This is a genomic window from Elstera sp. (genome assembly GCF_044372965.1).
Lineage (GTDB): Bacteria > Pseudomonadota > Alphaproteobacteria > Elsterales > Elsteraceae > Elstera.
On record NZ_JBILQX010000108.1, the window covers coordinates 1 to 11,615 of the forward strand.

12 protein-coding genes are annotated in these 11,615 nt (G+C 62.0%); 9 read left to right on the forward strand and 3 right to left on the reverse strand.

Going from position 1 to position 11,615, the window contains the following annotated elements; translation table 11 throughout:
* The coding region (locus tag ACIQ36_RS13355) for a peptidylprolyl isomerase (protein WP_395830057.1) at positions 1-353 on the forward strand (353 nt) is incomplete at its 5' end.
* Between the two features lie 2 nt (positions 354-355).
* Positions 356-1,237 carry a 16S rRNA (adenine(1518)-N(6)/adenine(1519)-N(6))-dimethyltransferase RsmA gene (rsmA, locus tag ACIQ36_RS13360; RefSeq protein WP_395830059.1) on the forward strand — a complete coding sequence of 294 codons (882 nt, stop codon included), beginning with the start codon at positions 356-358 and terminating at the stop codon, positions 1,235-1,237.
* On the opposite strand, the gene gmk is transcribed toward rsmA, so the two are convergent.
* Positions 1,234-1,893: a guanylate kinase gene (gene gmk, locus ACIQ36_RS13365; protein WP_156995236.1), complete on the reverse strand. Its 660-nt coding sequence runs from the start codon at positions 1,891-1,893 to the stop codon at positions 1,234-1,236. The two genes, rsmA and gmk, sit on opposite strands and share 4 nt — an antisense overlap.
* Before the next feature lie 13 nt (positions 1,894-1,906).
* The gene (locus ACIQ36_RS13370) at positions 1,907-2,845 is read right to left on the reverse strand and encodes a YicC/YloC family endoribonuclease (protein ID WP_395830061.1); all 939 of its coding nucleotides are present in this window, start codon (positions 2,843-2,845) and stop codon (positions 1,907-1,909) included.
* Positions 2,846-2,988: 143 nt separating this feature from the next.
* Between ACIQ36_RS13370 and ACIQ36_RS13375 the strand changes: the two genes are divergently transcribed.
* Positions 2,989-4,068: a Ppx/GppA phosphatase family protein gene (locus ACIQ36_RS13375; protein ID WP_395830063.1), complete on the forward strand. Its 1,080-nt coding sequence runs from the start codon at positions 2,989-2,991 to the stop codon at positions 4,066-4,068.
* Positions 4,069-4,078: 10 nt separating this feature from the next.
* Positions 4,079-4,795 (forward strand): RlmE family RNA methyltransferase, encoded by a 717-nt coding sequence (locus ACIQ36_RS13380; protein WP_395830065.1) that lies wholly within the window; start codon positions 4,079-4,081, stop codon positions 4,793-4,795.
* A gap of 32 nt (positions 4,796-4,827) precedes the next feature.
* Here ACIQ36_RS13380 and ACIQ36_RS13385 read toward each other — a convergent pair whose 3' ends face one another.
* On the reverse strand, positions 4,828-6,720 hold the full coding sequence (locus ACIQ36_RS13385) for a methyl-accepting chemotaxis protein (protein WP_395830067.1): 1,893 nt from the start codon (positions 6,718-6,720) through the stop codon (positions 4,828-4,830).
* 475 nt (positions 6,721-7,195) lie between these two features.
* Here ACIQ36_RS13385 and guaB point away from each other — a divergent pair, with 475 nt between their 5' ends.
* The 5 genes from guaB to ACIQ36_RS13410 all read left to right on the forward strand — a co-directional run.
* The gene (gene guaB / locus ACIQ36_RS13390) at positions 7,196-8,659 is read left to right on the forward strand and encodes an IMP dehydrogenase (protein WP_395830069.1); all 1,464 of its coding nucleotides are present in this window, start codon (positions 7,196-7,198) and stop codon (positions 8,657-8,659) included.
* Between the two features lie 5 nt (positions 8,660-8,664).
* Positions 8,665-10,047, forward strand: coding sequence for an RsmB/NOP family class I SAM-dependent RNA methyltransferase (locus ACIQ36_RS13395; RefSeq protein WP_395830071.1), 1,383 nt, complete (start codon positions 8,665-8,667; stop codon positions 10,045-10,047).
* A 4-nt stretch (positions 10,048-10,051) separates the two neighbouring features.
* Positions 10,052-10,630, forward strand: coding sequence for a GNAT family N-acetyltransferase (locus ACIQ36_RS13400; RefSeq protein ID WP_395830073.1), 579 nt, complete (start codon positions 10,052-10,054; stop codon positions 10,628-10,630).
* Positions 10,631-10,642: 12 nt separating this feature from the next.
* A complete protein-coding gene (locus tag ACIQ36_RS13405) occupies positions 10,643-11,200 on the forward strand; it encodes a GNAT family N-acetyltransferase (RefSeq protein ID WP_395830075.1) in 558 nt (185 codons plus the stop codon).
* 35 nt (positions 11,201-11,235) lie between these two features.
* On the forward strand, positions 11,236-11,615 hold a 380-nt coding region (locus tag ACIQ36_RS13410), incomplete at its 3' end, for a gamma-glutamyl-gamma-aminobutyrate hydrolase family protein (RefSeq protein ID WP_395830077.1).

An 11,615-nucleotide genomic window follows, 5' to 3' on the forward strand; every position in this document is an offset into this window, starting at 1 on the left:
TCGACGAAATCGCCCGGCAACTCGGCAGCGGCGCGCGGTTCTCGGCGGTGGCCCAGCAGTATTCAAACTCGGCGTCGGCCTCGACGGGGGGGGATCTCGGCTGGGTGCGCACCGGCCAGATCGATCCGGTGCTGCTGGCCGCGCTCGAAACCCTGGAGCCGGGCCGGATGAGCCAGCCCATCCGCACCGTCTCGGGCCTGCATTTATTGCTTCTGCGCGAAAAGCGCGTGGCCGCCAGTTTGCCGTCGCGCGATGACGCGCGGCTGCGGCTCATTTCCGAACGCGTCGAAGCCGAAAGCCGCCGGGCGTTGCGCGATTTGCGCCAGGCCGCCACGATCGATATTCGTCTTTGACCGTGAGTGATCCGATTATTGAAGCCGTCGAACGGCTTCCCGCCCTGCGCGTGACCGTTGCAGCGGCGGGGCTGACGGCGGATAAGCGGTTTGGGCAGCATTTTCTGTTCGATCTCAACCTCACGCGCCGGATTGCGCGGGCGGGCGGGCCGCTGGATGCTGGCACGGTGATCGAAGTCGGCCCCGGCCCCGGTGGCTTGACCCGCGCGCTGCTGCTCGAAGGCGGCCAACATGTCGTTGCCATCGAAAAGGACCGGCGCATGGTGGCGGCGTTGGAGTCGCTGGTCGAATTGACGCGCGGGCGGCTGACCGTGATCGAGGCGGATGCGCTGGGGCTCGACCCGACGACACTCGGTCCGGCCCCGTACCGCATTATCGCCAATCTACCCTATAACGTCGGCACGCCTTTGGTGATCGCCTGGCTGCGCGCCATCGACCAGTATGAATCGCTGACGCTGATGTTCCAAAAGGAAGTGGCCGACCGCTTGACGGCGGTTCCGGGCGGCGATGCCTATGGGCGTCTCTCGGTCATCAGCGGGTATTTCGCCCAAAGCGGCGTGCTGTTCGATATTCCGCCGGAAGCCTTTACGCCGCCGCCGAAAGTGGTTTCCAGCGTCGTGCAGCTTCTCCCGCGCAAAGACCGGCCCGACTGCGGCTCGGTGCTACGGCTGGAACAGGTGACGGCGGCGGCCTTCGGTCAACGGCGGAAAATGCTGCGCGCGTCGCTGAAAAGCTTGGGCGTCGATACGACCGCCCTGCTGTCGGACGCCCAGATCGAGCCGACGGCGCGGGCGGAAGAACTCAGCGTGGCTGAGTTCTCGCGGCTTTCCTTGGCCCTGGTCGCCCAAATCGGCCCCGGTCGCCCGGAGACTGTATCTCCTTAATCGCTCGGCGGTCGCTCGGCCTGTAGCGCCGACACGAACTCCGGCAGGCTCATTTGCCGGTCGCGCTTCAGGCGTTCGGCGATGAGAATCGCGCGAACGCTGACCAAGCTTGCTTCGATATCGTCATTGACGAGAACGTAATCATACTCGCGCCAGTGCGACACATCATCATGGGCTTTCGCCATACGGCGGGCGACGACATCGGCGGAATCTTGTGCGCGGGTGCGCAGGCGGCGTTCCAGCTCGGCCATCGAGGGCGGTAGGATAAAAATTGTCACGAGATCGGGCCGGGCCTTGCGCATCATCTGCTGCGTGCCCTGCCAGTCGATATCGAACAGCACATCCATCCCCTGCCCGAGCGCCTTCATCACCGGCGTTTTCGGCGTGCCATAGAAATTGCCATAAACTTCGGCATGCTCCAGCAGATCATCACTCGTCGAGAGCCGGTCGAACTCTTCCCGGTCGATGAAATGATAGTCGCGCCCCGAAATTTCGGACGGGCGGCGCGGGCGCGTGGTGACGGAAACCGACATTTGCAACTGGGGCATATTCTCCAGCAGCAAGCGCGACAGCGTGGTCTTCCCCGCCCCCGAGGGCGAGGAGAGAATCAGCATCAAGCCCCGGCGGCGGCGCTCGATGGTTTGGGGGGCCTGCATCATCGGGGGATCATCACTCGACGTTTTGAACCTGTTCGCGGAATTGCTCGATTACGGTCTTCAAAGCAAGGCCGGTTTGCGTTACCGACAGGTCGGCGGCCTTGGACATGAGGGTATTGGCCTCGCGGTTAAACTCTTGGGCGAGGAAATCAAGCTTCCGGCCAATCGCACCGCCTTCGTCCAGCAGCGCGGTTGCGGCGGCGCAATGGGCTTCGAGCCGGTCCATTTCTTCGGAGGGGTCGCATTTTTGCGCGAGCAGGGCGATTTCCTGGGCCAAACGCTCGGCGGGAACGGGGGGCGTATCCCCCAGCAGCGGGGCAAGCCGCGTGTGCAACCGTTCGGCGACGCCGTGAGTCTGGGCCTCCGCCGCTGCGCGCGCCTTAGCGGTCATTTCGGCGATGGTGGCAACCTGACCGCGCAGAATCTCGGCGAGCTTGGCCCCTTCCGCCCGCCGCGCATTCAGAAACTGATCGACGGCTTGAACGAAAAGCGCGACCAGGGCGGCATCTTCCGCAGGAGACGGCTCGTTCAGTGCTGGGTTTTCGGCCTGCTGGCTCTCGATCACCCCGCGCACGCCCAAAAGATCGGTTAGCCGCAGCGGCGCTTGATCGACCAAATCGCCCAAGGATTTTTGCAGCCCGACGATTTCTTCGATCAAGGGCCGGTTGATCGCAAGGTTGCTTTCACGCGCCGCACCGCGCAGATCGAGCGACACGGTGATGGTGCCGCGCTGGCAGGCTTTCAGTTTCTCGCGTAGGGCGGGCTCCAGCCGGTCTAGCCAGTTCGGCAGGCGAAAGCGCACGTCGAGCCCGCGCCCATTGACCGCGCGGATTTCCCAAGTGGCGGTATGGCTTGGCGTTGGGCAGCCAACGGCGGCCTGCCGGGCATAGCCGGTCATGCTGGAAACGGGGGCGGTCGGCTCGGGCGAAGCCGCTGAAGAAGCTCGTGTCATGCCGCCCCTTATAAAGCGCTCCCCCGCCTCTCTCAATCTGCAACGTGCGAACCGTGGCGGAATGAAGATCAGCACGCTATATAGATGCGATGAATATGGGTTTTGCGCCGAGGACTGCCGTGGCTAGTCCCCAGGGGCGGAGTATGCGGCCGAGCGGCCCTGTGCCGTCTCAACCGCTTTACGCGGCTTTGGACCTCGGAACGAATAACTGCCGCCTGCTCATCGCGCGCCGCCGCGATGGGTATGTAGGCTTTGCGCCCGGCGCGACCACAGCGGCGATGGCGGACGGTCAGAGCGCTGAGCCGCCGACCTTGGAGATTGTCGACGCTTTCTCCCGCATCGTTCGCCTAGGCGAAGGTTTAGCGATGACTGGGCGGCTTTCTGACGCGGCGATGGATCGCACGGTCTCGGCGCTCGCGGTCTGCGTTCGAAAACTGCGCCGCTACCGGCCCCGCTTTGCGCGGATTGTGGCGACGGAAGCCTGCCGCCGGGCGGATAACGGCGGGCTGTTCTTGGAACGGGTGAGCGCCGAACTCGGCCTCTATCTCGAAACCATCGCCCCACAGGAAGAAGCCTTGCTGGCGCTCGCGGGCTGCGCCGCGCTGCTCGATCCGGCGGTGCCGCGCGCGCTGATGTTCGATATCGGCGGCGGTTCGACCGAATTGACCTGGCTTGCGGTGCGCCCAGGTCACTCGCCGCTGGTGCTGGGGTGGATTTCGATTCCGCTCGGCGTGGTCAATCTCGCCGAAGCCCATGGCGACCCGAGTCGGGCCGATACGGGTTATGAGCGGATGAACGCGGTTTTTGCGGAAAAGCTGATCGAATTCGACCGGCGCTATGGGATTTCAGAGGCGATCCGCGCGGGGGGCGTGCAGATGCTGGGCGCATCGGGCACGGTGACGACGCTTGCGGGGATTCATCTGGATTTGCCGCGGTATGACCGGGCGCGGGTCGATGGGATTCGCTTGAGTATTGAGGATTTGGCGGCAGTTTCGGCCCGCATTCGCAAGATGGGCGAGGAGGCGCGCCTGTCGCATCCCTGCATCGGGCGGGCGCGGGCCGATCTCGTGATTGCGGGCTGCGCGATTATCGATGCCATGCGGGTGCTATGGCCGATCCCGTCGCTACGCATCGGCGATCGCGGCGTCCGCGAAGGTATTTTATTTGGACTGATGGGAGTCCCCGCGCCGCAGTTGGCACCGGCGGACCCCGAAGAGAAGTGAGCGCTAAAAGATGACCCAAAAGGGGAGCGGTGACGGTAGCAACAGCGGCGGCGGCGGGGGCCGTCGTCAAAAATCGGTACGGGTGAAGACCGCCCATAAGCGCTCTTTATCCTCGACCCTCTGGCTGCAACGTCAGTTGAATGATCCTTATGTCGCGGAAGCCAAGCGCCTCGGCTACCGCTCGCGCGCGGCGTTCAAACTGATTCAACTCGATGAAAAATATCATCTGCTCGGGCCGGGTAAGCGCGTGGTCGATCTTGGCGCGGCCCCCGGTGGCTGGACGCAAGTTGCCGTCGCGCGCGTCGGCGCAGAACAGGGACGCGGCTGTGTTGTTGGGCTCGATATTCTGCCGATGGACCCGATCCCTGGCGCGAGTCTGATGCAGGCCGATTTCCTTGATCCGACTGCCCCCGATAGGCTGCGCGAATTGCTCGGCGGCGGCGCGGATCTGGTGATGAGCGATATGGCGGCGCCGACGACGGGCCACACTAAGACTGATCACTTGCGCGTTATCGGCCTTGCCGAAACCGCCCTGCACTTCGCTTTAGAGGTGTTGGAGCCCGGCGGGGCATTTGTGGCCAAGGTTTTCCAGGGCGGTTCGGAAAAAGAACTGCTCGATCCACTCAAGAAGCATTTTGCCGTGGTCCGGCACGCCAAACCCGCCGCATCCCGCGCTGATTCCAGCGAAATGTATGTTGTAGCGACAGGGTTTAGGCGCGTAACCTAATGTAAAAGAGGGAGGCCGAAGCCTCCCTCTTTTCATTCTGCCCCGACTGCGGCTAACCGTTGGGTGAAGCGGTCAAGCGCCAAGCCGAGGCTTTGAGTGCTTTGCTCCAGCGCTGCCGATAGATCGAGCGTGCCGTTGGCAGCTTCCGCCGCATTTCCGGTCGCCGATGTGACGCCGCTGATGGCGTCGGCGATGACCGCTGCACCCTCGGCGGCCTGCGAGACATTGCGGGCAATATCCCGCGTCGCCGCCGTTTGCTCTTCGACCGCGACCGCAACCGACGACATGCGCATATCGGTTTCCAATACGCGGTCGCGGACTGAAATCATGGTTCGGCTCGCGGCATGGGTGAGCGCGCGCATGGTTTCGACCGATTTTTGAATATCTTCCGTTGCGCCAGCGGTTTGGGTCGCGAGGTTCTTCACTTCGGTCGCAACCACGGCGAACCCTTTGCCCGCCTCTCCGGCCCGCGCGGCTTCAATCGTCGCATTTAGCGCAAGAAGATTGGTTTGCGCCGCAATTGCCTGAATAAGGGTCACGATATCGCCGATTTGAGCGGTCGCCTTTTCAAGATCGTGCAAGGTTTTATCAGCCGATTGCACCTCTTCGGCAGCAAGGCGAGAAATGCCGGTGCTGCTTTCCACTTGCCGGCCGATTTCGCTAATCGAACTCGATAATTCGTCGGTCGCGGCGGCCATCATCTGCACGGTTTGCAGCGTTTGATCGGAGGATGTGGCCATGGCAACGCAGCTTTGATTGGTGGCGGCGACCACACCAGAAAGCTCGGTTGAACTCATGCGCATCCGCTCAACGGCCTGAGTAACTGCCCAAATTACGCTTTCCAACTCATGGCGAAACTCGGTCACGGCCTCTACCCGGCGTTCAGCGAGGCCGAGATCGGCGGCCATCCGCGCGCGCTGTTCGGTTTCAAGACGTTCCCGGGCAACCAGCGCCTGCCGGAAAAACTCGACCGCTTTGGCAATCTTACCCACTTCGTCGGCGCGCGCTTGGTAGCGAATTTCAACGTCTGTGCTGCCCGTAACCAGGCTTTCCATTTGTCCCGTCAACCGCAGCAGCGGACGGCTGACCGAGCGGCCAATGACGAGCGCCAAGGTGACGGCGAGCAGCACGACAATCGCCACCAAAACAAGGCTCCAAGTCATCGCTTGGAAGAAGCCGGCGATACGAATTGTAAGAAGATTTTCAAGGGCTTGAGAGCTGGCGTCATAACCTTTGCCGAGAGTGGTTTCCAGATCGGCAGTTAATTTCGCGACCGGAGCCGCGCCTTGACCCGAAACCTGAGCGTCGGCGGCGATAATCATCGCGGCTCCCGCCGCGATCAGGGTCTGCATATCGCGATCAATCCAGCGCTTCAAATCCCCGCTGGCATTACCGCGGTAGCCAAGCGAAACCGATGCCGCCAAACCGTCAAGCGTCGCCTGCATCGCGCCTTTGGCAACCAGAATATCGGCTTGCTCCGCAACACTCGGCGACCCTTTGGCCCCGGCGCGCAAAGCGGCATCGAGATCGGCCACGCGCGACACGAGGTCGGGGAAGCGCAGCAGCACCAAATCCATTGTGTAATAACTGTCAAGATCGGGATCGAGAATGAGGTTCGATTGATCGCCAACCCGAACGGTCAGATCGCGCAGGGCGGTCATGGCCTGAAGCGCCGAAGCCCGGTCCCGTTTAGCAGAAGCATCGCGCAAAGCCGCAATAGCGGCCTTTGATAGCGCTGCGCTTTGCAGATCCACCCCGGCTTGCGTGCCCAGCTTTGTTTCGATCTTGCCAAGTGTTTCCGCAAGATCGGTGGGTATCGCCGCCCCGCCCCGGCTTTGCGCCAAAGTGGCAACCAGGGCGCGCTGGACCGGGCGTAAATATTCTGTCCCCACCAGTTCGGCTTGTCCAAAGCGGATTTGGACCATATTTGCCGCAATCAGCAGGTAAGCAAGATATGCAATGGGTATTAATAGGACAAAAACAATCAGGCCAATTTTACGGCTGAATGAAATCTTATCGAATAGTTTCATGGCGAGTCGTTCCCAAAACCTAATTGGGTCGCGGTGACCTTTCGGTCGGCGACAGTAGCCCCCCACTTATCGTGGGCGCACCTTATGGAGGCGACCTGATTTTGTCTATATAAAATTTAATATTTCATGTTCGTGACCGTTAAATGGTTGAGAAATTGCAAGCAGTGACTACTAATAAATAAGCGCTTCTCGCGCTGCGTCGTGGCTGCATGGGACTGCCTCTGTTGCTGCATAACACGGGGGCTTGGCAGCCGAACCGCAATATGTATTATGCAGCACCGGCGCACCCCCCTATTGCTTGGGGTTCGTTTCAGCGCATTCAGGGGCGGATTTGGCCGGGCCGTAGTTAGGTAGATGGAGCCGCCCCGCCATGATCTTGCGCGAAGCCTTTACATTCGATGACGTTTTGTTGGAGCCCGCCGCCTCGGCGATTATGCCGGCCCAGGCCGACACGTCCACCCGATTGACCAAAGAGATCAGCCTGGGGATTCCCCTGCTTTCCGCCGCGATGGATACCGTCACGGAAAGTGGCGTTGCGATTGCAATGGCGCAGATGGGCGGGCTTGGCATCATTCACCGTAATATGGACCTCGCCCGTCAGGCTGCCGAAGTGCGCCGGGTGAAGAAGTTCGAAAGCGGGATGGTCATCGATCCGGTCACGATCACCCCGCACAGCACGCTGGCGGATGCGCTGGCGCTGATGGCGGAGTTTAAGATCAGCGGTATTCCGGTTGTCGAGCAGCCCAAGGGCAAGCTCCTGGGGATTCTCACCAACCGCGACGTGCGTTTTGCCACCAATCCCGGTCAGCCGGTTTCTGAGCTGATGACCAAGGATAAGCTGATTACGGTGCGCGAAGGCGTGACCAAGGACGAAGCCAAGCGCCTGCTGCACCATCATCGCATCGAAAAGCTGCTGGTGGTGGATGAAGATTATTGCTGTATCGGCCTGATCACGGTGAAAGACATCGAAAAGGCCCAGCAGTTCCCCAATGCCGTCAAAGACAGTAAGGGCCGCCTGCGCGCCGGGGCCGCGACCGGCACGGGCGACGAGGGCGTTGCGCGGGCCGAAGCCTTGTTCGATGCCGAGGTTGATCTTCTGGTCGTCGATACCGCCCACGGCCATTCGGAGCGCGTGCTGGATACGGTGCGCCGGGTTCGTCGCCTCTCCAACTCCACTCAAATCATGGCCGGGAATGTCGCAACCGCCGATGCCGCCCGCGCATTGATGGATGCCGGGGCGGATGCGATTAAGGTCGGCATTGGGCCGGGGTCGATCTGCACCACACGCATTGTCGCCGGGGTTGGAGTGCCGCAACTCACGGCGGTTCTCGATTGCGTTGAAGCCTGCCGCAAGCATGGTATTCCGGTGATTGCCGACGGCGGCATTAAATATTCCGGCGATTTGGCGAAAGCCATTGCCGCCGGGGCCGACTGCGCGATGATCGGTTCGCTCTTCGCGGGCACCGACGAAAGCCCCGGCGAAGTGTTTTTGTTTGAGGGCCGCTCGTATAAATCCTATCGCGGGATGGGCTCGGTTGGCGCCATGGCGCGCGGCTCGGCGGATCGCTACTTCCAGGCGGAAGTGAATGATACGCTGAAGCTGGTTCCCGAGGGTGTAGAAGGCCGCGTGGCCTATAAAGGCCCGCTGAACGCCGTCGTCCATCAACTCGTCGGGGGCTTACGCGCCGCGATGGGTTACACCGGCAATGCCACCATCGCCGATATGCAACGCAACTGCCGCTTCGTTCGGATTACCAACGCGGGCCTGCGCGAGTCGCACGTGCACGACGTTGGGATCATGCGCGAAGCCCCCAACTATCGTCAGGGTGGCTAAGCCGAATGACTCCCGTCGCCCGCCTGCAAGCGGCCTATGAACTGCTCGAAAACATTAGCCAAGGGGGCGTGGCCGATGCTGCCGCCTCCCGCTATTTCCGCGACCGCCGCTATATCGGCTCAAAAGACCGGACGGCGATTTCCGAGCGGTTCTACGCCATGCTGCGCCGGTTGGCGCGGCTCGAATGGTGGGTGAATGGACTGTTGGAGCGCCCGCCCGAAGCCGGGGCGGCCTCCGTGCGGCATCTGTTCGTCGTCGATCTGCTGCTGTCGGACAATTGGATTCCCGAACAGTTTCAGAAGAATTTCGACGGCGAAGAGCACCGCCCGCACGCGCTGTCGCGGGCCGAGCGCACTTTAGTCGAAAAAATCGTCGAGATGCGCGGCGACTCAAAAGAGCCGCTGCCGCTCGATCATCCCGACATGCCGCTGTGGGTGCGCATGGAAATTCCGCCCTGGTCGGAAGCTCCGCTGCTGGAGCTTTTCGAGGGCGACGAAGCCGAATTGGCGGCGCTGAACAGCCCCGCCTTGCTGGACCTGCGCATCAATCAACTTCACGGCACGCGCGAGTCGATTCTGGCACGGCTTCAGTTTCAAGGATTGAAGGTTGAGGCCGGGGAATGGTCGCCGCTGGCCATCCGCGTGTTCGGACGGCCAGCACTCGGCACCCTACCCGCCTTTAAAGACGGTTTGGTCGAAATCCAAGACGAAGGCTCGCAACTGGTGGCGCTGCTGGCCGATGCCAAGCCGGGGCAATGGGTGATCGATTATTGTGCCGGTGCAGGTGGTAAAACCTTGGCGCTCGCCGCCGATATGAATAACAAAGGCCGCCTCATCGCCTCCGATATTTCGGAAAAGCGGTTGGAGCGGGCGGTCACGCGCCTGCGCCGCGCCGGGGTTCATAACGTCGAACGCCGCGCGCTTGGGGCGGAGAATGCCGGTTGGTTCAAGCGGCAGGTCGGGAAATTCGACCGGGTTCTGGTCGATGCCCCCTGCTCCGGCACCGGCACCTGGCGGCGCAACCCCGATATGAAATGGCGTATCGGCCCCGCCGATGTAGCCGAACTCACCGTAAAGCAGCGCGAAATTCTCGATTCGGCGGCAAAGCTGGTGAAGCCAGGCGGGCGCCTGATCTATGCCACCTGCTCGCTGTTGCCGGAGGAAAACGAAGGCTCGGTTGCTGCCTTCCTCGCAACTCACCCGGAGTTCACCGTTAAACCGGTGACGGAGATTTGGGCCGAACGGGTAACAACGCCCTGCCCAGCCCCTGGCCCCTATTTGCGCTTGACGCCCCATCGCCACGGCACCGATGGTTTCTTCACCGCCGTGCTGGAGCGCAGCGCCACTGCCGCCGTGCAGGCCGCCGAGTTGGTTTCCGAGGAGAGTTAAACTGTTGAGCCGCGCCAATCAGCCGATTCCAACCGCCGCCGCGCAGACGTGGAGTCTGCGCCGGGCCCAGCGGGATGATTTCGGCGCGATTGCGAAGGTGCAGACCGACGGTTGGCGCGATTCCTTTCGGGGTGTAATGCCCGATAGTGTTTTGGATGGCCCCTTGCTGGACGAGCATCGCACCCTCTGGCGGCGCATGCTCTCCAGCCGGGGCGGTTTTGGTGATGATGGCCACCCGTGGCTTGCCGTCGACGGCAGCGCTCGGGTGATCGGCTTCAGCGCCTACGGCCCCGTGCGCGGCTCAAGCTGGAGCCATGATGCGGAAATCTATGCGCTTTACGTCGATACGGCGTGGCACGGCCATGGTCTCGGGCGGGCGTTGGTCCAGCAGACGGCGCGCGGGTTGCTGGAGCAGCATCGGCGCTCGCTACTGCTATGGGCGCTTGAGGATAATCACAAGGCGCGCGCCTTCTATGAGCATATCGGGGGCCGCGTAATCGACCGCGAAGCCCATAATTTTGGCGGCGTCTGGTTGCCGGAAGTTGCCTATGAATGGCCGAATATGGCGAGCTTACTGGAGTAGGATTTGACCGCTGTGCATTTTCGTCGCGCCCAGGCGGACGACGCCCCCCGGATTGCCGATCTTCACACGCGCTCGTGGCGCTCCGCCTATCGTGGCCTTCTGCCCGATGCCTATCTCGACGGCCCGCTTCTGCAAGAACGGCTGATCCATTGGTCGGCAAAACTGCCGCAAGCCCAGGCCGATGATTTCGTTCTTCTGGCGGAGGACGGCGACCGGCTTGCGGGCTTTATCGCCGTTTGGTGCAACCCGGCGAGTAAAGCGACCGATCCCTACGGAAACTTTCCCGGCGCTTATGTCGACAATATTCATGTTGATCCCGATGGGCGTGGCCAGGGGCTTGGCCGGCAATTGCTGCTGAAGACCGCCGAGCACGCGCAGAGCCTCCGGAATATCGATCCGAGCCTATGGCTATGGGTGCTAACCAATAACACCCGCGCGCTGGGCTTCTATCAGGCCCTCGGCGGTACCATCGCCGAGACCATCACCGAACCCTTAGGCGGCACGACGGTTGAAACCCATCGCGTGATTTGGACCGATTTGCTCGCGCTGAGCGCGGCCTGTCGCCGCTAAGACCCAGATTGAAGCCCGAAGAGAGTGAGTTCCCCATGACCGATCCCAGCTTGCAGGCCGAAAACATTCTGATTCTCGATTTCGGCAGTCAGGTAACGCAGTTGATCGCCCGCCGCGTCCGCGAAGCCGGGGTTTATTGCGAGGTCATGCCGTTCAATACCGACCCGGCCCGGCTCGCGGCCTTTGCGCCGAAAGGGATCATTCTGTCGGGCGGCCCTGCTTCGGTCACGTTGGAGCATACACCGCGCGCGCCGGAGTGGGTGTATCAGCAGAATGTGCCAATCCTCGGCATTTGTTACGGCGAACAAACCATCTGCGCGCAGCTTGGCGGCAAGGTCGAAGGCGGGCTGCACCGGGAGTTCGGGCGCGCTGAAATCACCGTCACCGGGTCTTGTTCGCTCTTTGATGGTATCTG

Bases quoted from the DNA above. Each gene is read 5' to 3' on its own strand.
- gmk (WP_156995236.1), bottom strand. From the start codon at position 1,893: ATGCAGGCCCCCCAAACCATCGAGCGCCGCCGCCGGGGCTTGATGCTG.
- ACIQ36_RS13370 (WP_395830061.1), bottom strand. From the start codon at position 2,845: ATGACACGAGCTTCTTCAGCGGCTTCGCCCGAGCCGACCGCCCCCGTT.
- ACIQ36_RS13375 (WP_395830063.1), top strand. From the start codon at position 2,989: ATGCGGCCGAGCGGCCCTGTGCCGTCTCAACCGCTTTACGCGGCTTTG.
- ACIQ36_RS13380 (WP_395830065.1), top strand. From the start codon at position 4,079: ATGACCCAAAAGGGGAGCGGTGACGGTAGCAACAGCGGCGGCGGCGGG.
- ACIQ36_RS13385 (WP_395830067.1), bottom strand. From the start codon at position 6,720: ATGGTCCAAATCCGCTTTGGACAAGCCGAACTGGTGGGGACAGAATAT.
- guaB (WP_395830069.1), top strand. From the start codon at position 7,196: ATGATCTTGCGCGAAGCCTTTACATTCGATGACGTTTTGTTGGAGCCC.
- ACIQ36_RS13395 (WP_395830071.1), top strand. From the start codon at position 8,665: ATGACTCCCGTCGCCCGCCTGCAAGCGGCCTATGAACTGCTCGAAAAC.